This window comes from Siphonobacter sp. SORGH_AS_1065 (assembly GCF_030818595.1).
In the GTDB taxonomy this organism is placed as follows: Bacteria; Bacteroidota; Bacteroidia; order Cytophagales; family Spirosomataceae; genus Siphonobacter.
In genome coordinates, this window is sequence record NZ_JAUTAM010000005.1 from 91465 (window position 1) to 115722 (window position 24258).

At 46.8% G+C, this 24258-nt stretch carries 19 protein-coding genes; 14 read left to right on the forward strand and 5 right to left on the reverse strand.

What is annotated here, in order from left to right; translation table 11 throughout:
* Window positions 1-4: 4 nt before the first annotated feature.
* Both QE390_RS20705 and cobA read right to left on the reverse strand, forming a co-directional pair.
* A complete protein-coding gene (locus QE390_RS20705; protein WP_307143632.1) occupies window positions 5-1531 on the reverse strand; it encodes an alginate export family protein in 1527 nt (508 codons plus the stop codon).
* A gap of 205 nt (window positions 1532-1736) precedes the next feature.
* A complete protein-coding gene (gene cobA, locus QE390_RS20710; protein WP_307143633.1) occupies window positions 1737-2492 on the reverse strand; it encodes a uroporphyrinogen-III C-methyltransferase in 756 nt (251 codons plus the stop codon).
* Between the two features lie 277 nt (window positions 2493-2769).
* Here cobA and nirB point away from each other — a divergent pair, with 277 nt between their 5' ends.
* Genes nirB through QE390_RS20730 form a run of 4 tightly spaced genes read left to right on the forward strand, consistent with a single transcriptional unit; the run spans window position 2770 to window position 7780 of the window.
* Window positions 2770-5292 carry a nitrite reductase large subunit NirB gene (nirB, locus tag QE390_RS20715; RefSeq protein WP_307143634.1) on the forward strand — a complete coding sequence of 841 codons (2523 nt, stop codon included), beginning with the start codon at window positions 2770-2772 and terminating at the stop codon, window positions 5290-5292.
* 50 nt (window positions 5293-5342) lie between these two features.
* A complete protein-coding gene (nirD, locus tag QE390_RS20720) occupies window positions 5343-5690 on the forward strand; it encodes a nitrite reductase small subunit NirD (RefSeq protein WP_307143635.1) in 348 nt (115 codons plus the stop codon).
* A 3-nt stretch (window positions 5691-5693) separates the two neighbouring features.
* Window positions 5694-7115 (forward strand): histidine kinase, encoded by a 1422-nt coding sequence (locus tag QE390_RS20725; RefSeq protein ID WP_307143636.1) that lies wholly within the window; start codon window positions 5694-5696, stop codon window positions 7113-7115.
* A 2-nt stretch (window positions 7116-7117) separates the two neighbouring features.
* Window positions 7118-7780 (forward strand): response regulator transcription factor, encoded by a 663-nt coding sequence (locus QE390_RS20730; protein ID WP_307143637.1) that lies wholly within the window; start codon window positions 7118-7120, stop codon window positions 7778-7780.
* Between the two features lie 262 nt (window positions 7781-8042).
* Here QE390_RS20730 and QE390_RS20735 read toward each other — a convergent pair whose 3' ends face one another.
* On the reverse strand, window positions 8043-9662 hold the full coding sequence (locus QE390_RS20735) for a carboxylesterase/lipase family protein (RefSeq protein WP_307143638.1): 1620 nt from the start codon (window positions 9660-9662) through the stop codon (window positions 8043-8045).
* A gap of 132 nt (window positions 9663-9794) precedes the next feature.
* Between QE390_RS20735 and QE390_RS20740 the strand changes: the two genes are divergently transcribed.
* From QE390_RS20740 to QE390_RS20755, 4 genes are all read left to right on the forward strand, one after another.
* Window positions 9795-10544 carry an NUDIX domain-containing protein gene (locus tag QE390_RS20740; RefSeq protein WP_307143639.1) on the forward strand — a complete coding sequence of 250 codons (750 nt, stop codon included), beginning with the start codon at window positions 9795-9797 and terminating at the stop codon, window positions 10542-10544.
* A 46-nt stretch (window positions 10545-10590) separates the two neighbouring features.
* Window positions 10591-11484, forward strand: coding sequence for a hypothetical protein (locus QE390_RS20745; protein ID WP_307143640.1), 894 nt, complete (start codon window positions 10591-10593; stop codon window positions 11482-11484).
* Between the two features lie 67 nt (window positions 11485-11551).
* A complete protein-coding gene (locus QE390_RS20750; RefSeq protein WP_307143642.1) occupies window positions 11552-12190 on the forward strand; it encodes an MgtC/SapB family protein in 639 nt (212 codons plus the stop codon).
* A gap of 97 nt (window positions 12191-12287) precedes the next feature.
* The gene (locus tag QE390_RS20755) at window positions 12288-13088 is read left to right on the forward strand and encodes an MBL fold metallo-hydrolase (protein ID WP_307143643.1); all 801 of its coding nucleotides are present in this window, start codon (window positions 12288-12290) and stop codon (window positions 13086-13088) included.
* A gap of 762 nt (window positions 13089-13850) precedes the next feature.
* On the opposite strand, the gene QE390_RS20760 is transcribed toward QE390_RS20755, so the two are convergent.
* On the reverse strand, window positions 13851-16604 hold the full coding sequence (locus QE390_RS20760; protein ID WP_307143644.1) for a M14 metallopeptidase family protein: 2754 nt from the start codon (window positions 16602-16604) through the stop codon (window positions 13851-13853).
* 1433 nt (window positions 16605-18037) lie between these two features.
* Window positions 18038-18499 carry a MarR family winged helix-turn-helix transcriptional regulator gene (locus tag QE390_RS20765; RefSeq protein WP_307143645.1) on the reverse strand — a complete coding sequence of 154 codons (462 nt, stop codon included), beginning with the start codon at window positions 18497-18499 and terminating at the stop codon, window positions 18038-18040.
* Window positions 18500-19084: 585 nt separating this feature from the next.
* Between QE390_RS20765 and QE390_RS20770 the strand changes: the two genes are divergently transcribed.
* The 6 genes from QE390_RS20770 to QE390_RS20795 form a co-directional block, all read left to right on the forward strand.
* Entirely contained in the window at window positions 19085-20047 is a 963-nt protein-coding gene (locus QE390_RS20770; protein WP_307143646.1) for a TIGR03885 family FMN-dependent LLM class oxidoreductase, read from the forward strand.
* A 65-nt stretch (window positions 20048-20112) separates the two neighbouring features.
* Window positions 20113-21231, forward strand: coding sequence for an NAD(P)/FAD-dependent oxidoreductase (locus tag QE390_RS20775; RefSeq protein ID WP_307143647.1), 1119 nt, complete (start codon window positions 20113-20115; stop codon window positions 21229-21231).
* A complete protein-coding gene (locus QE390_RS20780; protein ID WP_307143648.1) occupies window positions 21212-21925 on the forward strand; it encodes a methyltransferase domain-containing protein in 714 nt (237 codons plus the stop codon). Before QE390_RS20775 ends, QE390_RS20780 begins: the two co-directional genes overlap by 20 nt.
* Complete coding sequence (locus QE390_RS20785; RefSeq protein ID WP_307143649.1) at window positions 21922-22974, forward strand: type III polyketide synthase; 1053 nt, start codon at window positions 21922-21924, stop codon at window positions 22972-22974. The genes QE390_RS20780 and QE390_RS20785 overlap by 4 nt, the downstream gene beginning before the upstream one ends.
* On the forward strand, window positions 22968-23411 hold the full coding sequence (locus QE390_RS20790) for a 3-hydroxyacyl-ACP dehydratase FabZ family protein (RefSeq protein ID WP_307143650.1): 444 nt from the start codon (window positions 22968-22970) through the stop codon (window positions 23409-23411). The genes QE390_RS20785 and QE390_RS20790 overlap by 7 nt, the downstream gene beginning before the upstream one ends.
* On the forward strand, window positions 23404-24258 hold an 855-nt coding region (locus tag QE390_RS20795), incomplete at its 3' end, for a beta-ketoacyl synthase (protein ID WP_307143651.1). The genes QE390_RS20790 and QE390_RS20795, both read left to right, overlap by 8 nt.

The following is a 24258-nucleotide window of genomic DNA, read 5'->3' on the forward strand; positions in this document are numbered from 1 at the left end:
GGGATTAAGGTTTAGCCGATTTCGCCAGGAAATCGGGACGAATGTTTAACATCAGATAGCCCCACTGACCCAACTTCTCTTTTTGATTAAGCGTATTCTGTTTAGCGTATTCCAGCTGATTAGTGCCCTGCATCAGGCTGTAGCCTAACTCAAGGGCTGTGAACTTATTAAGAGCATAACTCGCTACGAAATCATACTCATTGCCCAGATGCCCCCGGAAGGTGCTGGGTACCTCCGACAGACGATTCACGATGGGGGATTCCAGAGCGAAGTAGTGTACATCGAGTCCGGCCGTGAATCGTTTGACGGTGTATTTTACTTTCAGGAAAGCATCCTGAAGACCTCCCACGGGGGAACCCGTTCCAACATAGAAGTAATCCATGGTACCCCAGTATTTGTGAGGGGTACCGTATAGCGGATCAAATCGACGAGTGGTGCCCGTAGGCTGATCGGGTTTGTTTCCCGTAAGATTTTCGTATCCAGCCGTTACGGTAAAACGATTTTGAAGATAAGCCAGGTTAACGCCGTAATAATGAGCTCCGTTAATGGTCAGTCCATCGCGGTCGTGGCCACTTTGGGCGTAGGCAAAAGCCAGATAACTAAACTTACCCAGGGTCGTTTTTGCCAGTAATCCGGTTAACATGGCTCCGTAGGTAACCCGTGAATTCACCCCTCTGATATCGTATCTACGGCCATAGACGTATCCATTGGAAATGCTACCGGTACTATCTATACGATACTTGGAAAAATCATCCTTAAAGAAAAGGCCGGTAAGCGTATGCCCTTTGATTACTTTGGTCAGGTGAGCCATTTGAAAGGCCTTAAACTGCTGGTTTTGTCCGTTTGTGCTGACGGCATTTGCTAAAATCGGTGCCCCGTTTTTCCCGGAAGTTGGAATAAAACCAGCGGGAATCGAAAGGATCACGTTCTTGGTAGACAAAGCCGTGGTAGCGACGTTACCCGGCGTATAAGCAGTTCCGGTTAAGCCAAAGGCATCCGAATTCTGATTAAAGCCGCCGCCCAGATCCAGGGCCCAACCCCGATGGCGGGCTTTGAATAAGGCTGCATCAAAACGCCGTGCCTGTTGCAGCCAGTCCAGATTGCCCAGCAGGCGACTTCCGTCGTAATCCAGCTCCTGCCGTCCGACTTTTAAGCTTAGCTGGTCGAGCCATTTCAGGTGAATACTGGTATCTGCTTTATTGAGTAACTGTAGTTCAGCCCAGGCTTCGTGTACGGAAAAGCGATTGCCATCGGCTGCTGTAATCGTAGAAGCATCCTGACCCCAGACACGAACGTCCTGAGCGGTAAAACCGAAGCTTAACCGATCCACTTTATACCCCACGGATAACCGGGTTCGCTGAGAAGTAAAGGCCGCCGCGGATGCATCTTTCGGAAGTAAGTTACCATAACCGTCCCGCAGTTCGGTACGGGTTCGGAGTTGCCCGGTCAGGGTTAGTTGGGCCTGAGAAGGGAATACTCCCGCCAGTCCGCCTACCACTCCAAGCAGTCGGAATATGTACTTATTTTTCATAAAAATGGAAAGACAAACAATTGAAAAACAGGCAATACCAATGAAGGCTGATCTGCGGCAGGATCAGAACGAAGAACGATGTTCGCCGGAGCGAACGCGGGAAGATTTGCTGGAGCGGTAGTTTTACATTTTCTTTGATACGTTTATGTGCAACATGAACAAGCCAGGCCGATCCACCAGGTGCCCCCACACCGGATCGGCTTTTTTATGATACGCTTACGCTTTGTAAATACTGCTGAATGTAGTGTGGATGAAGCGTAACCACTTCTCCAATAACCAGAATGGCCGGAGCCCCAACGCCGTTTTCGGCTACTAATTGAGGCATTTCGCTAACCGTACCCAGTAGGCACCGTTCATCCGGACGGGTTCCGTTTTGAATGACGGCCATGGGTAAATTTCCGCGACCGTAGTATTCGTACAACTCACATAAGTCATTGATTTTGTGTAAACCCATCAACACGACTACTGTCGCTTTAGACTGAGCAGCCAGTTTCAGGTCATCCGAAAGTTCACCGTGGCGGGTGGTTCCGGTAATAACCCAGAAGCTTTCACTCACCCCGCGACGCGTCACGGGAATGTCCTGGGAAGCAGGAACCGCAATGCAACTCGAAACGCCCGGAATAACCTGGCAGGGAATACCCTTTTCCTGAGCGTAGGTCGATTCCTCATGTCCCCGGCCAAACACGTACGAATCACCACCCTTCAAGCGAACCACGTGACCATATTCGTGAGCCATCGCCACAATCATCGCATTAATCTCTTCCTGCGTATGCGAGGCTTTACCGATTCGTTTGCCTACGTAATACTTAGGCACCTCCATTGGGGCATATTCCAGTAGCTCCTGGTTAGCCAGATCATCGTATAATACGACGTCTGCCTGCTTTAATGCCCGAATGCCTTTTAACGTAATTAGTTCGGCATCTCCGGGGCCAGCTCCTATCAAAGTTAATCTTGCTCGCATACTCATAAAGAGAATATAGATGTTATGACTAATGTACTATAAATAATAAAATGTGACTATTGTAAATATGCAGTTCAAAATTAGAGTCATAATTTTAAAAAACAATGAAAAACATTAAAAATATGTTTTAAAAAATCATGTTTGAAGAATAAAATATTAGGAAATGTGTTTTTGAGGTTTTATTTTTGATTCGATCAATTCAGGAGAAATGGGGGTTTTTCTTGAATAAGTCATAGATCAACATAGGCTTGTACTAGTTAAATAGTTAAAATCAACTATGAGCACATCCACAGAAACCCGAGTTGTTGTCATTGGTAATGGCATGGTAGGTTATAAGTTTTGTGAAAAACTTATAGCTAAAGAAAAAAAACACTTTCGCCTGACCGTTTTTGGCGAAGAGTCTCAGGTAGCTTACGACCGCGTACATTTAAGTGAATACTTTGCCGGAAAGTCAGCCGATGACTTATTAATGGCTCCTCGCGACTGGTATTCTGAAAATGGTATTGAGTTGTACACGGGAGATCCCGTCGTGGATATTGACCGTGAACGTAAGCAGGTTCGCTCACACCACGGATTGGTAGTGGGGTATGATTACCTGATTCTGGCTACGGGCTCGGGGGCCTTTGTGCCGCCGGTGGATGGCGTAGAGAAAGATGGCGTTTTCGTCTATCGAACGCTGGAAGATCTGGACCTGATTCAGTCCTACGCCCGTAAAGCCCGTAAAGGGGCCGTGATTGGCGGTGGTTTACTAGGCCTCGAAGCGGCGAAAGCTCTACTTGATTTAGGCCTAGAGGAAGCTCACGTGGTTGAGTTTGCTTCCCGGCTCATGCCCCGTCAGATTGATGAGGCGGGTTCGGGAATTCTGCAACGGCAACTGGAAGCACTGGGGTTACAAATTCATTTAAATAAATCCACCCAACTTATTCAGGGAACGGATCATATCGAAGGTCTGCAATTTGCCGATGGTACCGAGCTTCCGGTGGATATGCTCATTATTTCGGCGGGTATTCGTCCTCGCGACGAGTTGGCAAAGATTGCCGGATTGGAAACGCATCCCCGGGGTGGGATTCTGGTGAATGATCAGTTACAAACATCTGATCCCTCCATTTTCGCTATTGGGGAGTGTGCTCTGGTACATCAGATGATTTACGGGCTGGTGGCTCCGGGCTATGAAATGGCGGAAGTAGTGGCCAGTCAGTTAATAGGGAATAGCAAAAGCTTCAAACCTTTTGATATGTCTACGAAGCTCAAACTGATTGGTGTGGATGTAGCCAGTTTTGGTAACCCTTTCGCTCAGGAGCCTGATTGCCGGACGATTACTTACGAGAACAAAGCCAAAGGCATTTATAAACGCATCAATGTCAGCTCCGATGGAAAGACGCTTCTGGGTGGAATTCTGGTGGGAGATGCCGAGCAATATAATATGCTGTTGCAAACCTGCAAGAACCTGACCATTCTGCCCCCTAATCCCGAAGATCTGATTTTAGGAAGTAGGGGCGGGGAGGAAGCCGGAGCCGGGGTGATGGGCTTACCCGATGAAGCGTTAATCTGTTCCTGTGAAGCCTTAACCAAAGGCCAGTTGTGCCACGAGATTTCCGAAAATGGGCAAACTACGGTAGAGGCTCTTAAGAAATCGACCAAGGCCTGTACGGGTTGCGGAGGATGTACGCCGCTGGTGAAGGATCTGATTCAGGGCGTCATGAAGCAGCAGGGCCTGTACGTTCGGAATACCATCTGCGAACATTTCGATTATACCCGCCAGGAAATACTGGATTTGATTAAAATTAACCAGCTAACGACCTATAATGAAGTACTGAATCATTTAGGCAAAGGCGATGGCTGCGAAATCTGTAAGCCGCTAGTGGGTTCAGTTCTGGCGAGTTTATGGAATGAAAACATTTTGCAGAAAGACCGAGCCGTAATTCAGGATTCGAATGATCGGTATCTGGCCAATATTCAGAAGGGAGGTACGTATTCGGTGGTTCCACGAATTCCCGGTGGAGAAATCACGCCTGATAAACTCATCGCCATTGGACAAGTAGCGAAACGTTACGGTTTATACACCAAAATTACGGGTGGTCAGCGAATCGATATGTTCGGTGCTCACGTGGGTGATTTGCCACGCATTTGGGAAGAGCTCATCGAAGCGGGATTTGAGAGTGGTCATGCCTACGGAAAAGCCCTGCGAACGGTGAAAAGCTGCGTAGGCTCAACCTGGTGCCGCTTTGGGGTGCAGGATTCGGTCAGCTTTGCCATTGAACTCGAAGAACGATACAAAGGCATTCGGGCACCGCATAAGTTTAAGTCCGGTGTTTCAGGATGTATTCGTGAATGTGCCGAAGCTCAAAGCAAAGACTTTGGCGTCATCGCTACCGAGAAAGGCTGGAATTTATACGTTGGCGGTAATGGCGGGTCCAAACCTCAACATGCCCAGTTATTAGCGGCTGACGTTGATAAAGAAACCTGTACGCGACTGATTGATCGCTTTCTGATGTTTTACATCAAAACAGCCGATCCCTTGACCCGTACCGCAACCTGGCTTAATAAGCTGGAAGGCGGCATGAGCTATCTAAAAGCCGTGGTGGTAGACGACGTATTAGGAATTGTGGCGGATCTGGAAAAAGAGATGCAGTTGTTGGTAGACACGTACCATTGCGAGTGGAAAGAAGTAGTGGAAAATCCAGAATTGCGGAAACGCTTCTCGCACTTTGTGAACGTGCCTGAGCAAAAAGATCCAACGGTTCAGTTTGACTCGATGCGAAATCAAACCAAAGCCCGCGACTGGAAAACGATTAATTAACATTCTAAATCATTGAGGTTTAATCAATCATTTTAAAGCATTTTCTTTCCATGGAAGTTCTGCATTCTCCCACCACTACCTGGCATCAGGCCTGTACCGTCGAAGATATTCCGGCGGATGGCGGAGCCTGCGTTTTGATCGAAGGCCGTCAAATCGCTATTTTTAATTTTTCCCGTCGTAATGAATGGTTTGCTACCGATAATCAGTGTCCGCATCGTCAGCAGATGGCGTTATCCCGGGGCATTATTGGTAGCCAGGGTGAAGAACCGAAAGTAGCCTGTCCCTTTCATAAAAAGACGTTTTCACTCCGCGATGGCTCTTGTCTCAACGACGAGCATTATCACATCGCCACCTATCCCATCGAAATCAGAGGTGGGATCGTTTATGTAGAAGTTTAGCCTATGCATCCACTGGATCGGCAGGTAGCCAGCCGACTTACCCGTTATTACCTCGTGGCTTTGCACGTCATTGCGTTGCTTAGTCTGGGTGGGTTATGGCTCATTCGTGATACTATTCATAATCACGAAGCGGATAGCCGGGTTCTGAACGTGGCCGGAAGGCAGCGAATGCTTAGCCAGCGACTCACGAAGCTGGCTTTGCTGCGTTTGGAGCATTTACCTAGCCGTGATACCGTTTTGTTTGATTCCCTGTTGCAAAGCTGGCAAAGTACGCACCGGCAGCTACGGTCGGGTTTGCTTCGCATGGAACAGGAATACACCGTTCGAAAAAGCCCTGAACTTGTCCAGAAGTTTCAGCGACTAGAACCCATTTTTGAATCGATGTCCGCCTGCTTTGTAAAACTGAACGACGATAATTTTTCAAATGCTGATCAGAAGGAAGCATTACGGAATCTGCTAGCCACAGAATCTATTTTTGTGGATCAGATGAATGACATTGTCTTTCAGTTTGACGCTGAAAGCCGGGCTCGAGTCAAAGAACTCGAACGCATGGAAACCCTGCTAACGGCTGCTACTTTATTGACTCTGTTACTGGAAGGATTATTCGTTTTTCGGCCCGTGGTGCGTTACACGCGGCAAACGGTTCGAAAACTAGTGGAATCGGAAGAGGCTTTGCAGGCATCCAATCAACAATTGGCCGTTGCCAATGAAGCCCTAACCCAAAGTCAGCAGGAAGTATTGCGGTTACAGGAAGAGCGTTATCAGCGGGAACGCATGGAAGCTCAGATTCGCTCGGCAGCTTTGATGGAAGGACAGGAGGAGGAACGCCGCCGTTTTGCCCGTGAATTGCACGATGGCATTGGGCAAATGTTAACGGGTTTGCACCTGCATGCGGCCAAGTTGAAAAAAATTCCTTTTCCTGAAGCCAAACAGAAGCAGCGAGTAGAGGAATTAAGTGAGTATATTCAGCAGATTATCCAGTCTACGCGGCAGATTTCCCATAATTTGATGCCAACTTTACTGGAAGATTATGGTCTGTCGGCGGCGTTGCAGTTATTAGCCAGTCAGGTGCAGCCAACGGCGGCATCAGAAGTGAACTTTCAGTGTTTTGGTGAAGCCAGACGCTTAACCCCAGCTCAGGAAATTGGTCTGTATCGCATTGCTCAGGAAGCTTTAACGAATGCCCTGAAGCACGCTAAAGCCGCCGAGATTCAGATTATTCTGCATTTTCAGCCTAATCAGATTATTCTGAAAATTAGCGATGATGGACAGGGCTTTGATCTGGAAAAGGCCCTAAGTTGGCAAAGTGCCGGGCTGGAGAATATGCAAACGAGAGCTCAACTGATTCGGGCGACGCTTGATGTACAGTCGGTTCGTCAGGCCGGAACGCAGATTGAAGTCATACTGCCGATTAACTCATACTAACGATGCCGATACGGATATTAATTGCGGATGATCATTCCATGGTACGGAAAGGCATTCGGACCTTGCTGGAAGACGAAGAAGACCTGGAAATCGTGGGGGAAGCTGCGGATGGGCAGGAAGTGCTGGACGTCATTACCACTCTTTCGCCCGATGTATTACTGCTTGATATTACCATGCCCCGGCTTTCCGGGATTGAGGTAACTCGTCAGATTACGCTGCAATATCCAGAAGTGAAGGTGTTGATTTTCAGTATGCACAGCCATCCCGATTATATTCTGAATGCCGTGCAACTTGGGGCTTCGGGGTATTTATTAAAAGAAACGGATGATGACGAAATCATTGATGCCATTCGAACAGTGGCAGGGGGAGATTTGTATTATCCGCCCAATGCTTCCAGCGTGATTATTCGTCAATTAGTATTAGCTAAACCTCGTCCTAAAACCGAATCCGTTTCTTCGTCAGGATCCGTCTGGAACAAATTGACAAGCCGGGAGGTACAGGTATTACATTGCCTGACCGAAGGTCTAAGTAACGTAGACATTGCCCGAAGATTTGACACCAGTCCGAATACCGTGGCCAATCAGCGGGCCAGTATCATGCGAAAAGCAGGGGTGAAAAATACAGCCGAATTGATCAGCATGGCTATGAAAGAGCAGCCGGATTAAATCCCGTTTGAGAAGGTTTGATTGAAGTTTGAAAAGGTTTGAATGCATAACTCCAGAGGCGTTAAACATGAATAGCCCCGGATGCAATCCGGGAACTTATAATACGATTTAAAGAACCTTTAAACGATGATAAAGAGCGTCAGCATCGTATACGGGATTATAGTAAAAAACGTCCCGGAAAGTTTTCCTCCGGGACGTTGATATAAAGGAATACCTATTCAAACGCGGTCAAACAAAAATCAAACCGTTCAAACCCACCCCCTTACTTCACTGGAGAAACCTTCTCCAGAGTTTCGTAGCGATCGAGGTGTTTATCTGTAATCTGCTTGGTGTTCGCGTCAATCACCAAAACAGCTTCTTTATCTGAAGTAACAGGAGACCAGTTGGGTAAACCAGCTCCGTTAGGGTTGCCTGTTTTAATGAAATTGGCGAAATATTCCTGCATTACTTTCGACACTTTATAGTCCTCTTCCGTCCAGGCGTAAACTTTATTACTACCCAGGTTACCCATAGCGTATTCAATCTCGGCGGAGTGAACGGCACCTTTGTTGGCCGGTTTAGGGGCAGCCGTTACCGGACCCTCATTTTTCACAATGCCTCCCGCAAGTCCGGGCGTAGCATTCCCCATCTCAGGACGCATCGCCGGCCGGGGCTGAGCATAATAATACCGATATACTGGTTTTTTACCCGTTTTAACTTGATAATCAATCCACTTCCAAGTGCTGAAACCAAGGAACATATCCCCCGCTAAAGCCGTGGCTACATCTTCCACTTCCGCGTCGCTGGTGGGGTTATAGGCTTTTAAAATGGCATCAGCCGAAGCACCGAATCGTTTAGTAACGGCTTGCTTAAAGTTCTCAACCGTTGGTTGCTGACCTCCCAGAAAAGCTCTATAATTCATCTCTTCTGAATTCCAGCCGGCTAGTAAAGGTACCTGAGCTTGCTCGCCAGCGGCGAAAATTTCGTGAGCTGACTTGGGTAAAAAGTAACCATCAATCACCATAGGAAAACTTCCTGGAGCAGCTTTAGCCGTAGCCTCCAGTACCTGAGCAGCCGGTAAGGCTCGTAACTCAGCCAGCGATTTTGCTCCTAGAGAAGCGGCGAAGGCAGCCCCTTTTTTCTCGGCTTCCGCTAATGATACCGGAGCCAAAGTACCTAGTAAGGAACCACTTTCACCAATGGCTTTCGAAAACAGATTTTTCGATAAAGGCGAAGCCATCTGAGCACTCACCGAAATAGAACCAGCAGATTCTCCGGCAATGGTTACCTGAGAAGGATCTCCACCGAAGGCTGCAATGTTTTCTTTCACCCAACGCAAGGCTGCCATCTGATCCAGTAAACCGTAATTACCGGAGGCATGCTGGGGCGATTCCTTCGTCAACTCAGGATGGGCCAGAAATCCGAAAACGTTGAGGCGGTAATTGACGGTTACGGCTACAATGCCTTTTTGGGCCATGCTTTCGCCATCGTAGCGAGGTTCGGAGCCATCTCCCGCCACGAAACCGCCGCCGTAGAAGTACACCAATACGGGTAATGATTTTTTACCGGCGTTTTCGGGTGCCCAGACATTGAGATACAGACAATCTTCATTGGTGCCTTTTGAACGGAAATTCATGTCTCCAAAAACAGGCCGTTGCATCGCCGATGGACCGAAATGGTCGGCTTTGTAAACCCCACTCCACTTTTTAAGGGGCTGGGGTTCTTTCCAGCGAAGATCGCCTATGGGTGGCTGGGCAAAGGGAATGCCTTTGAAAGTCCGAACCCCTTTTGTTTCACTAATGCCTTCAAGGGTTCCGTCTTTAATTTTAACTTGTGGAGCTTTTTGGGCCCAGGCCGAGGTGGCCAGCCCTACCGCAACCAGAAAGATGCCTAGCGTTTTCATTGGTTTGAGGAACTATTTAGTAAAAGTAACGACTAATTTAACTCAGCCTTTTTATTATTGTTGCAAAGTGCAACAATAATAAACCCTTGTATTGACTTTGCCAAACTTAACCCTACTTTCGTAATCCCTGAAATGACAGATTCGCATGATCCTTCCGTTAATGATGCCTCCGGGGCGGGCTATATTCCGCATTTAGCTCTGGATTTTGTTATCATTGGTTTTCACGAACAGGAATTAAAAATTCTGATTCTTGAATACGAAAACACCGGTTTGTTTGCTCTGCCGGGAGGTTTTGTTCGCATGAATGAGAATCTGGAAGACGCCGCCCGGCGGGTCTTAAGCGAGCGAACGGGCTTGACGAATCTTTATCTGCAACAATTTCACACCTTTGGTAGTGTGGAGCGATCGGACCCCGATTCCATGCGAGCCATCATGCAGGGGAAAGGGCTTGTTGCCGAAGATCATCATTGGCTACTGCGGCGATTTGTAACAGTGGGGTACTATGCTCTGGTGGATTTCACGAAAGTAAGTCCCCAACCTGATTCCATGGCCGATCGGTGCGATTGGCACGAGTATGGTCGTTTGCCACAACTCATGCAGGATCACACCGAAATCGTACAATTTGCCATGCGTCATTTAAGAGCCAATCTAGATCAGGAACTGGTAGGATTTTCCCTGCTCGGCGAAGCCTTTACCATGCAGACTTTACAAAACTTATACGAAACCATTTTAGGTGAAAAACTAAATCGCTCCAGTTTTCAAAGGCGAATGCTTCAGTTGGATTTACTCGAACGGCTGGAGAAAAGTTACACGGGTAAGGCTCATAAAGCCCCGTATCTTTATCGATTCAAAAAATTGAGTATTGCGGCTACCGCTTTATGAAAATTCCTGCCTTCCTTTAGGCTTTGAAAAAGCATCAAAAGAGAATATGCGGGCGATTCAGTTTCTATTTTTTTCCAATTACTTTCTGGGCCTCTTGGCTCTTATGCTTTCGCTGGAAACGGCTTTTCAACTGGATTTACCTTTCGCTTCTCCGGCTTATTATGTATTGGTGGTTTCGGCGGTTATTGTGTATTACACCGTGGCTTACACCATTCCGGCCACCGCTCCCGTTTCCCGAAATCCCCGAACCGAATGGTATCGTCAGCATGCTTTCTTTGTTCGGATCAGTCAGCTGGTTCTGTCCATGATTGGCCTTGGCTCAGCCATTCTACTACTCGTTCAATACGGGAGAAATCTTACCTCATTACCCTTCATCGATTACGTATTCATTGCCCTGGTACCTCTAGCGGGTTTACTTTATTACGGCATGGGCCTAACGCTCAATCTGCGGGATACGGGCTGGCTGAAGGCTTTCGTCATTGGCTTCGTCTGGGCGGGTTGCGTGAGCTTGATGCCCGTTTTTGAAGTCCAGCTTGAACACGGCAGTGTGTTTCCCAACGCCAAACTGGAAATCTGGTTGTTCATTAAAAACTGGATGTTCTGCACGGTAAATGCCATCATGTTTGATCTCAAAGATTACGCCGATGATGCCAATCGGCAACTGAAAACCTTTGTCGTTCAGTTTGGGCTTCGAAAAACGATTTACTTTATTCTCATTCCGCTCTTATTAATCGGGGTTTCTTCTTTTTTTGTGTTTGCCAGTGTCCAGCATTTTTCTACCCTTCGAATTGCTTTTAATGCCTTGCCTTACTTCGCTTTACTGGCCGTCGCCTATGGCCTCCATCATCGACGCAAGATTTTGTATTACCTCGTCGTCATTGATGGTTTGTTACTGGTGAAAGCCTGTTGCGGCATTGCCGGCAGTTATTTTGGCGGCTAAGGGTTTTAAACCTGAAAAAAACAATGTATTCTTGAATCAGTGTGATTCAATCGTTTCATGTACAGGAATGGATTCTTTTGACGTAGAAATTTTATTAAGGTTTGCTCTGGCCGTGTTATGGGGTGGGATTGTAGGAGCAGAACGGGAGTATCGTAGCAAGTCGGCTGGATTCAGAACCATGATCATGATTTCGATGGGAGCCTGTTTCTTTACGATGATATCCAATCGATTGGGTGCTCCGGGTAACCCAGATCGACTGGCTGCTGGTATTGTTACCGGAATTGGTTTTCTAGGAGCGGGAGTGATTTTTCGTGGAGATAGTAAAGTCATAGGCATTACGACAGCGGCTACCATTTGGACCGTAGCTGCCGTGGGCATGGGCATTGGAGCTGGCTATTACTTTGCTTCCGCCTGGGCAAGCATTGTGATCTTTCTGGTATTGGCCGCCCTGCCTTCTCTGGAAAATTACATTGATGAAAGAAATCAGTCCAGAACCTACATTCTTACCACCACTTATTCCGGCCATTTTCGTGAAGAGATAAAAGACCTGCTCAAGCAAACGGGCTTAAAAGGGCAGATTACTCGCGAGATCAAAGAGCATGGACATCTGACGGTCACGTGGATTATACAGGGTTCCAAAGAAAAACATGATGTATTTATAGCTCAGCTGATGGAGAATAAATCCATTCAAAAATGGGCTTATTAAATCCTAAAACGGATACCAGAGCAAAGATGACGGTCTGAAAGATTGAAAGAGAACTAATAATCGTGATGAGATACTTCGAAATTCGTTACTTTGTAGGATGTCACTTTTTATTACTTCACTCAATTCAGGCAGTAACGGCAATTGCTATTACGTAGGCAATGAAGAAGAGGCGATTCTGGTGGATGTCGGAATTTCCTGTCGTCAAATCGAATCGCGGATGCGGCGTTTGGGCTTGTCCATCACCAAAGTAAAGGCCATTTTTATTTCACACGAGCACACCGATCACATCACCGGGGTGCCCATGCTGGCGGCAAAATACCAGATTCCCGTATACATTACGGCGAAAACGCTGTTAAACTGTAAGTACCCACAAGCGGGTTTTCCCATTTATATTCTACCTAGTAATGACTGCGTCTGGATTGGTGAGTTATGCGTGAAGTCGTTCGTCAAAACCCACGATGCTGCCGACCCGCATAGTTTTCTGGTTTCGTATCAGGGGATTAATGTAGGTGTATTTACGGACATCGGCGTTCCTTGTGATCAATTGATTCGTCATTTTCAGCAATGTCATGCGGCTTTTCTGGAAGCTAATTACGACGAAGTAATGTTGACGCAAAGCCGTTATCCGTATTTTCTGAAAGAGCGAATTCGGGGCGGTAAAGGGCACTTATCGAATCAGCAGGCGTTGTCTCTCTTTCAGAATTACCGACCAGCTTTCATGAGCCATTTAATTCTGTCTCATTTATCGAAAGAGAATAACCATCCGCAAGTGGCCTGGGATTTGTTTTACCCGCACATGAACGATACGCAACTGGTGGTAGCTCCCCGACACGAAGAAACGCCTTTGTATCAGATCAAGGCAAGCAGGGTTCAGGTGGAGGTATTACCTGTTGAATAAATTTTCCGCAGTCACTCCGCAGTCGCTCGACTTTGCCGAGTGACGAAATAGATAAATAGGCCTCTGGCCGGTAGGATTGAAAAATACTTGGATGTAGCAAACTATCTAGCTTACTTCTATTGTCTTTGGGGAGACGGCCAGAGGCCTACAGCCAAGTCGTCACTCGGCAGAGCCGAGCGACTGCGATAGAGTTAAGTAGAGACGCGATTAATCGCGTCTGGGTAAGAGGCTTTTTTTAATACTGGTTATATTCTTTTCATCTCCCAGCTAGACGCGATGAAGTCGCGTCTCTACCTAGGCAAACGTTCTTATGCTCTGAATTTGGAAACCTTTACGATCTTTTGTCTACTCCCGCAGTCGCTCGGCTCTGCCGAGCGACTGCGGGAGGTTAAGAACCTTATAACGTTATCGCTGCCAGCTTTTTTGCTGGCAGCTCTTATGAATATCCCTTCTGTCATCTTTAAATGAAGGGAGTAATCTTATTTTCTTGCCAGCTATCTTTCTTGTAAGTACAGTTTTTAAATCTCAGTAAGGTTTTTCACTTTGTTCGAAATGAAGTGAAGGAAGGTCCCATGCCTAGGAGGGATGACGTTACCTGAACAATAACGATGAGCTAACTTCCCAACAAGTTTCTAGATGTGGGGAAGTTGAAGTCAGTAGGGAAAGACACAAATAAAAAGCCCCACCAGGCATGAAAGCTAGGTGGGGCGTTAAAGGGCATAACTCAAAACCCTAAACTCAAAACAACTTTAACCCAAAATGCTACTTGTAAAGTTGGTTAAATAGAAGCTTAAAGGTGCCTTGAGCCTGCGTACGGAACGTAATTTCTGGTCCGAAGGCGTACAGCTTACCTTTGCCGATGGGAGCTTCGAAAGCGGCAACGCCATCTTGTAAATACGACTGGCCCCAGGCCCATCCACTACGAAGCGGACGATTAGTAGCAAACCAGGCTAGTGGTTTAACGGTACCTTTAGCAATGGCTTCGGGAGCAATTTTGAATACCGGGCTTGAATCAAAATATACATCCGTCAAAGTGGGCATACCATAAGTTGCACTTTGCGTAGAGTCCAGCGTAACCTGTAACACGCTACCCGGAATGAAATATTTCTCATTGGGTAAGGCCCGCTCGGTTCCTGCGTTCGTCATTTCAGTCAGGGCACTTTTTACGGGTAAGTCCAGGTGGTAAGCCAAGTTGGTACTTGTTCCGATGGTAATGACTTTACCGCCATTTTCCAGGAACTTCTTCAACTCAGGAATAGACTTCTCAGCCGTAATCTGGCCCATCCAGGGGTGGTATTCCGCTGGAATATCTTCTTTTTTGGGCTCAGGCATGCGATAACCGCCGTATTCTCCGGCACTTTCTGCACGCTTGGCAGGAATCGCACGAGTTACAAAGACGATCGCATCGTATTTCTTGTTCAGATCTCCGGCGTCTACTTGCTGCGAATAAATCACATCCATGGGGAAGTGATATTGCTCCATCAGCCAGCGAACCCAACCTGAAGGCATTGAGCCACCGTAGGTATCCCAAAGAGCAATTCGCATCGGAGCGACTTTAGTCATCGCACCCGTTGGTTTCTTAGATAAACCTTCCACCTGGATACCTAAATCTTTCGAAGATTTTTCCAGTAACTGCTTGGCTTTGGCTGATGCAGGAACGTAGAATACACCCGCATCTTTACCTGAAGCACCGCCAGGCAGACGGAACACCTCAATGCCCGCTTTCAATAGATCATTAACGGCGATGAAAGAGTAATTAGCTTTCGCAGTGAGCGTATAACCGCCAGCGGCAGAAGCATCCACATGACCGGGAGCTTTCAATAACTCACCGTAGGGGAGTTTTTTGAATGGACCGTCGAAGGCATCTACGTAACGATCAAATTTCACGCCCATGGTAAAGGCCAGTGTCCAACCGGCGGCATCGTAGGGACGCACTGGAGGACCACCGGGGTACTGAAAATCGTTGGGGTGATCCTGGGGTTCAAACATATCCAGCACGTGCGGACGGAAGGACTGATCCGTTTTCACGATGTAAGAGCCGGCTGGGTATTTTTTACCTTTCACGGTAAAATCTGCCGTAGCCTGCTGAATTTGGATACCCGTGCGGATCAGGGCATTCACGAAGTTGGTAGCAGTAGCAAAATCCGCCTGATCGGCTGGAATGACGTAGCCACGGGCATCCCGCAGGGCTGGGTCCTGGAATACGTCATTGTAATACTTGATAGGTAACCCTGACTCCCGGCCCGCAGCTGCTCCCCGGGAACGACCCGCTTCTTTGCTTTGATCGGCTTTGACGGCGTCATTAATCGCATCGATTCGTTTGGGCGATAAAGTCCAGTAATCCTTGCTGCCGCGATCAATGGAATTTTTACCCATTTTGTAAATGTTATACAGCAATTCATCGGCATGACGGGCGGCATAATCCAGAACGGCGTAGTTCAGCGAAACCGAATAATCAATGGATTGCTTGAAGTGCCAGTCCTGAGGCGTTACCGGAAGAGGGGTGTTACCATTCGGAATCAGACGATTAGGAACCAACGGAACCGAAGCAGGCGTCGGGTTACCAATCATCTCGGTCAGCAGACCGATCATGTTATGGAAGTGCGTCGTTGTCCGCAAACCTCCGTTATACCAGGTTGAGAACACCGAACCACCCAAACGCGTAAAACCGGGTTTGTCTTCGGCATTCAGTCGGTTAATCATGGCGGCACCAACGGCATCGATTCCGGTTACCATCAACGGGTCGAATACGTAGTTGAATGGATCACGATACGGAGGCCCGGCTACTACTGCACCCGCTGGGGCCGTCTGGTGGTGGTTGTACATGATTTGCGGAATCCACTCCACAAATAACTGACGACCAATGTTTTGCGTTTCTTTCATGTGTTGCATGAAGAAGTCGCGGTTGTTATCGTGACCGATGTATTTTTGGTACAAACGAGGCAGGAAGTTCTGTGAACGTTTTTCGGGCGTAGACTGACGCATGTACCAGTTCCCCACTAGTTCGTGACCGTCGGGGTTGGCGTGCGTGAGTAATACGACGGTTTTATCCAGAATCCGCATCGTTTCCGGATCGGTGCGGGTAACCAGATTATACGCCATCTGAATTAACTGCATGGTTCCTACCGTCTCGGTGCTGTGCAGGCCTCCGTCAATCCATACGACGGCTTTTCCTTCGTTAGCCAGAGCATGAGCCTGGTCTTCGGAAAGTCCTTCTGCCCGGGCCATTTTGGTAGAGATCTCCTTATACCGATCAAGTTTTTTATGATTTTCGGGAGAAGTCACGACCAGCATATACTGGTGGCGTCCTTCTTCGGTCATCCCAATGTCCACAAGCTTAACGCGATCAGAAGTAGCCAGTTTCTTGAAGAAAGCTTCCGTCTGTGTGTAGTTAGACAGGTGGTAATCATCACCAATGTTAAAACCGAAATGTTCCTTTGGCGTCGGAATGTTCTGAGCCTGAGCTACACACACCGCCAAAAAGAAAGCACTACCCAGTAAAATTTTACGGATCATAAGTGAATAATGATTGTAGGGAAAAAGAACAGGGGAATGGTATTTATAAGTGAATACCATATAAAAAGACAAAATAACCTATTCTTTCAAAATAAAAGTTTGTGAAAAAGTGGTTTTGCCTTTGACTTTAAAGGTAAGGGGAGAAAGAAGAAAAGAAAACGAAAAACGCCAAAGACGAAGATTTCAGCTACTAAATCCAGATTTGAGGGGATAGAGCGAAATTCTAAGGTCAGCGTTTCATTTGACAGCGTTTGAGGTGGGTTTGAGACAAACATGCCGGAAGGTTTGATCGGACATCCCACTGATCTGACTGACCGATGATAGGGGTGTTAACTTAAAAGGGCTGCCAGTGAAAAACTAACCGGGCCATACGGGCAGCGGTAGTATATAAGGTGTTTAAGGTTATCCAGGGCGAAGCGAAGGATCCTATGTAGTGAGATGAATGCTTTATGGAAGGGAAATCATATACTCCCGCAGCCACTCGGCTTTATTAAGTGACGAATATAATATCCAGGCCTCTGGCCGGTGGTAACCAAAGCATTTAATAAGTTAAACAAGCTTTCAGTCACCTATTAGATAGATGGTCCCAGAGGCTTACAGTTAGCAGAGCCGAGCGACGGCGGGTAAAATGATCTCGAGTACACGTATGACTCAAAGCGAAAAATCCTATCTGCGACTTAGCCTGTATCAACAGAATTACGAGAAAAAATCTTTAAGACTAAATCGCCTAAAGCCTTTTCAGGATTGGGAAGAATGCGAAGGTTATGCCCTAATAATAACCAATTTGGCAGGTATACTTCCGTACTATTTTCGCGAATATGAATAGCCTATTGACAAAAATTTGGATTCGATTAAATGGAAGGGATTTAAGCTCAGGCAGGGGAAGTCTTTTTCAAAAAATTAATAAGTAACGTTCCGCTTTAGTTACAAGTATATACTGAGTAGTTTAAATAGGTCAAAGCAAAGGTATAAAGCCTTGGCGAATAAACGCGTTTGTTTGCAGAATTAATGCAATTATCATTCATTAATAAATATAAAGATAAAATAAACTTTCATGAGTTTTTGAAAAGAGTATATCAAGTATATTAAAACGGACGATAAAATAACAAGTGAAGAAGTTTATGGTTGGCAGTGGAATGAATAACAAGCCGTTTAGCCAAGAGCTAGATGACGACAGATACACCATTTAGTAGTTCATTCCGAAAGAAATTTTCCGGAATTTCCAGGAGTTTCAGAAAGTCATTACACTCAATACCTATCGACTAATAAAAACGCTCTTCCTTTTCACCAGGAAGAGCGTCAAATGCTTTCAGTTTAGTTTTTGGAGCTTACGATCTATTAAGTCATTTGACTTAATAAATTTAATTTTAACTAGATAAATATACTTAAATTTTTAAAATGAATAGTTAGTAGAAGATAACTATTTTATCGCTTCATCGCGAATATTTCAGTAGCAAATGAAGGCTGTTTTTTAATTCGTCAGAATTTTTGAAAGACTCGAAAAACTCGTCTTCAAAGTTTTCCACTCGCTCAATGGCAGCTTCCAACGTTGACTTTCCTTCGAGTGTCAGGGTAATTACCTTTGCCCGAGTGTCGGTTTTATGCGGAGTCCGAGTCAGTAATCCCTTCATTTCAAGGGTCCGAACTACGGTTGACGTCGTCATGGGGTCGACTTTGGTATGCTCGGATAAGTCAACCTGCGTAACCTGTTCCTTTGAAAGACTGTTCCAACCTACACTCGCCAGCAGGGCAAATTGAGTGTGCGTTAAATCAAAAGGATCAAGCTGAGCTTTCAGCTCTCGCTGCCAGAGATTACTGACTTTCCACAATAGAAATCCATTACTGTCTTCCGACATACTGAAGGTAGATAGGGTAATGGCATTTTCGCTTTTCATAAGTAGGAGTTAAATGATGAAACCATTATAGCAAGCAAGCTTACCAATAAGATAATAGAACTTCTATTTTAAAACTGAAAACGAACCTTCAGCAAAAAGAACTTCTGATCAAAAATAGAAAATGATAAACAAGGCATCCGAAAAGTGGGTTAATAGGTTCGTTAAAAATATTAATTCATCAGTAAAAATCTGAACTAGCTTTGTAAATAGAGGTCAAATTCATTACGGAAACAGTTGATAAATTTGTCTCTTAAAGGTCATAAAAGTAGCTGATTCTATATTTAAGCGTATCTTTTAGAGAAGGTTAACTGAAAATAATAGAATCTAGCAAGCGGTATTCTGATTTAATTTAGAAAAATATCAATGGTATTAAAGTATAAAGCATGGGCATTACTTACGCAGGCAAGTAAGGTTTATGACAGGGTTACTCTCATGAATGATTTACGAGATTATTAATAAGACGAAGATAATACTATTTTATACTTAATTGATACGCTTTATTAAGTTGTTAAGGAGGTAAAGAATAATAAATGGCATAATCCTTTTCGGGAGGTGACGCATCATTCACTCACGTTTCCGAATTGTATGCTAAAAATTGGTTATCACTCCTCACACGAACAATTTAAACCCAGTTTATTACTGAAGCTTGTGCAACAAGCCCAGCAAGCGGGTTTCACGGCAGGTTCCTGTTCCGATCATTTTAATCCCTGGACTACCCGTCAGGGTGAAAGCGGTTTTGCCTGGTCCTGGCTCGCAGCGGCTTTGCAGGCTACTTCCCTGGATTTTGGCGTTGTCAATGCCCCTGGTCAGCGGTACCATCCGGCTATTATCGCTCAGGCTGCGGCAACATTGGCCGAAATGTTTCCCGAACGTTTCTGGATTGCGGTGGGAAGCGGGCAAGCTCTAAATGAACACATCACGGGCGATCAGTGGCCCCGAAAAGAAGACCGCAATCAGCGTTTGAAAGAATGTGTGGACATCATTAGAGCTCTGTGGGCGGGTGAAACCGTAACTCACAAAGGATTAGTAACGGTCGATGAAGCGAAGCTCTACACCCGTCCCGTTGTTAATCCTTTGATTGTGGGAGCAGCCATTACGCCCCAAACAGCCCAATGGGTAGGGGGCTGGGCAGATGCCCTCATCACCGTTTCCCAACCAATGGATGACCTGAAAAAAGTAGTGAATGCGTTTCGGCGGGGCGGTGGAGAAAATAAACCGATGTTTCTGAAAGTACAGCTATCCTACGCCCGAAGCCAGCAGGAAGCCCAGCAAATGGCCCATGAACAGTGGAAGAGTAATGTACTACCGAACAGTGTATTAACTGAGTTGCGAAATCCCAGCCAGTTTGATGACCTGGGCGATCAGGTAAATCCGGCGGTCATCGACAAAATGATTCATATCTCAGCCGATCCTGCCCAGCATGTGGCCTGGTTACAACAGTATGTCGAGATGGGTTTTGAGCGTCTCATGTTGCATAATGTGAATACCGAGCAGGAGCTTTTCATCAACGCTTTTGGCGAAAAGGTATTACCCCAACTGCTGAAGTAAAATCTTGAAAACATTTTATCGCTGAAAGGTCTTATTCAGGAAGATAGATTCAAGACCTCAAACCTATGCGTTCAGATATACTAATTGTAGGAGGGGGCCTGGCGGGGATGACGGCGGGAATCCATCTGGCTCAGTTGGGTTTTGAGGTCACATTGCTGGAGAAACAGGTGTTTCCCAATCATAAGGTTTGTGGGGAATATATCTCAAACGAAGTTCGTCCGTATCTGGATTCGCTGGGGGTAGGAATCGACTCCTTTCAGCCTTCTGAGATTTCAGAATTCTTACTGACCACACCTGCCGGTCAGCCGCTACAAACCAGCCTTCCGCTGGGCGGATTTGGCTTGAGCCGTTTCACCCTCGATCAGGCTCTGGCGGATCAGGCCCGCAAATCCGGGGTTAGGATTATACAGGATCAGGTTACTTCCTGGCAATTGGTGAACGATAGGTTTGAGGTCACTACGCTTCAAGATAAAGCATACGAAGCCCCCCTGTTGATCGCTGCGTATGGGAAACGATCAGCTCTGGATAAGCAGTTACCAAAATCCCCCTGGATGGCGGTGAAAGGGCATTATCAGCTAGATTTTCCTTCAGACTTGATTGCTCTTAATACGTTTTCGGGCGGGTATTGCGGAATTTCTAAAGTCGAGAAAGATCGGGTAAATGCCTGCTATCTGGTTCAAGCGGATGTGTTTAAACCCTACCGTACCCCGGAAGAATTCCAGCAACAGGTCATGAGTAAGAATCCTTTTCTGAAAGATTTTTTCGCGAGAGCTCAACCGCTTTTTGAAAAGTCTCTGACCATTAGCCAGATTTCTTTTGCGGCCAAGCCTGCCGTGGAAGATCACGTATTACGTTGCGGTGATACCGCCGGGCTGATTCATCCGCTGTGTGGAAACGGCATGGCAATGGCTATTCACAGTGCCCGGCTGGCGGTGGAAGCCATTACGTCGTATCGGCAACACGGGAACCGCTCTCAATTGGAAAGTCAGTATAGCAAAGCCTGGCATCGGAAATTCAATTCTCGCCTTCGGGCGGGGCGGCTGGTTCAACACGTGCTCCAACAACCCCGATTAACCGCCGCCCTGGCCCGGCTGGCTCCCAACGTACCTGGATTAGTACCTTTTATCATTCGTCAAACTCACGGAGAATTAATACCCCCTGCCTATGTCCATCAATACTCATAAACGTAGCCAGCAGGCCGAAGTAATGGATAATTTTTTGCTGGAAGGCGAAGAGTTACGAAAGACGCTGGACGAAATCGCTACCATTAACCGCTGGCTGGGAGGGAATTCCGCTACCTTGAATGGTTTAAAAAAAGTAATGGCTGAAGTTTCTGAAAGCCAGTGTATTACGGTGGTGGATATCGGCTGTGGGAATGGCGACATGTGCCGGGAAGTGGCAGAGTGGGGTCGGAAAAACAAGCGAGCTTTCACCATCCGGGGTGTAGATGCCAACGCTTTTACCATTGCTCACGCTCAGGAGTTGTCACGAGATTACCCGGAGATTTCCTATGAAGTGATCGATGTCTTTAGTCCTGCATTTACGGAGGAAAGTTACGACCTGGTGCTGGCTACGCTAACGATGCATCATTTCAGTGATACCGAGATTCTATACCTCATGAACCTGTTCAATGCGAAAGCCCGCATTGGCGTCATCATCAACGATCTCCAGCGAAGTAAGCTGGCCTACCAGTTATTCAATCTGGTGTGCCGGGTTTTCCGCCTTAAGGATATGACTCGTCAGGACGGATTGATTTCTATTCTGCGAGGTTTTAAAAAACACGAGCTACAAACCTTTTCGCGGCAGGTTTCCTTCGCTTCCGTTCATCTGAGCTGGAAATGGGCCTTCCGCTACCAATGGATTCTGAAAAATATATGAGTGTTCGTATTACCACTGTAGCTAAAGCCTTACCGCCCCATTCGCGGGCGACGGAGGATATTTTACCTTTTCTGGATACCTGGTTGGCTGGGCAGGATTCTCGTTTTCAACGAAAAGTAAGTAAGATTTTTGAAAACGCGGCTGTTGATCAACGATACTCCATCATGTCGCCAGAAGAGGTTTTTACTCAAACAACCTTTGAGGACAAAAACCTGATTTACCGTCGGGAAGTCGTTAAGTTAGGAGAGGAAGTGGTGACCAAAGCTCTTACTCAGGCGAAGTGGAAAGCCACCGATATTGACTATTTCATTACCGTCAGTTGTACGGGTATGATGATTCCGTCGGTGGATGCTTTTTTGATTAACAAACTCCAGATGCGACAGGATGTCGTTCGCTTACCCGTGACGGAGATGGGTTGTGTTGCGGGCGTTTCCGGCATTATTTACGCAAAGAATTTTCTTCAGTCTAACCCCGGTAAGCGGGCGGCGGTATTAGCCATCGAAGCTCCTACGGCCACCTTTCAGCTCGATGATTATTCGATGGCCAACATCGTTAGTGCGGCGATTTTCGGAGACGGAGCGGCCTGCGTGTTACTCTCTTCGGACGAAGCAGACGAAGGCCCTGAAATTCTGGATCAGGAAATGTATCACTTCTATGATTCCATTGAAATCATGGGTTTTGATCTGACCAATTCGGGCTTACAAATGGTGTTAGATAAATCGGTTCCTGAAACCATTGCGGCTCATTTTTCGGCCATTGTCGAGCCTTTTCTGGCTAAAAATAAGCTGAGCCCTTCAGACATTTCACACCTGATTTTTCACCCGGGGGGTAAGAAAATTGTCGAGACTGTGGAAGAGTTATTTGGGCAATGGGGCAAAAATCTGGACGACACGCGGGAAGTATTACGGCAATTCGGTAACATGTCGAGTGCCACCGTGTTATACGTGCTGGAGCGATTTATGAATCGGAAACCTGAAAGCGGATCGTACGGCCTCATGCTCAGTTTTGGTCCCGGATTTACGGCCCAGCGGGTCTTACTGCGATGGTAATAAACGAAGAAACGATCCGGGCTAAATTGCCTTATCGCGAACCTTTTCTGTTTGTTGGAAAGCTATCACGTGTAGATGAGAACGGTGTCGAAGGAAGTTATACCTTTCCAGAAAATGCCTTCTATTACCAGGGTCATTTCAAAGATTACCCCGTTACACCGGGTGTGATACTAACGGAGGTGATGGCTCAGATCGGTGTGGTTTGTCTGGGTATTTTCTTACAACCCGCTCTGGAAGAAGGAGCCGTAGCTCTCACGTCTTCGCAGATCGATTTTTATCGTCCCGTTTATCCTGCAGAAACCGTCAGGGTTACTTCTCGAAAAGAATATTTCCGATTTCAGAAACTAAAGTGTCAGGTAGAAATGCATAACGAAGCGGGCGAACTCGTCTGTCGGGGGTCTATTGCCGGAATGTTTAAAGCCAAAACGGATGCGTAAACGAGTCGTTATTACGGGATTGGGCGTAGCTGCTCCCAATGGGGTGGGCATTCCGGCCTTTACCGAAGCCATTCAGCACGGAAGAAGTGGAATCCGCTTTTTGCCCCAACTGGCAGAGCTGAAATTCTCCTGTCAGGTAGGAGGAATTCCGCCCGTTACGGATGCTATTAAAACTCATTACTTCAGTGAGTTACAATTAAAGCAACTCAATTCCAGCGGTATTTTGTACGGCGTTATTGCGGGCATGGAAGCCTGGCAAAACGCAGGGCTGGCTCCGGCTGAAAACGAGCCCGATTGGGAAAGCGGGATGGTGTTTGGAACGGGCATGCTCGGTGTTGATAAATTCAGGGAAGCGATTTATAAAGTGGACGAAGGTCAGGTGCGACGGCTGGGAAGTACGGTGGTAACGCAAACCATGGCCAGTGGCATCAGTGCTTATTTGGGCGGAATGCTGGGAATGGGTAACCAAATTACAACTAATTCGTCGGCCTGTGCTACGGGAACGGAGGCCATTCTCATGGCTTACGAACGCGTGGCAAACGGACAGGCTATCCGCATGTTGGCGGGAAGCTGTAATGATCATGGGCCGTACATCTGGGGCGGTTTTGACGCCATGCGGGTCATGACGTACCAGCACAACGACTATCCCGAACAGGCTTCTCGACCGCTGAGTGCCACGGCTTCGGGTTTCGTACCCGGCAGTGGGGCCGGGGCTTTGGTGGTCGAGAGTCTGGAAAGTGCTATAGAGCGAAAAGCTCCCATTTATGCCGAAATTCTGGGTGGGCATGTAAACTCGGGCGGGCAGCGACAGGGTGGTACCCTGACGGCCCCTAATCCTTTTGCGGTT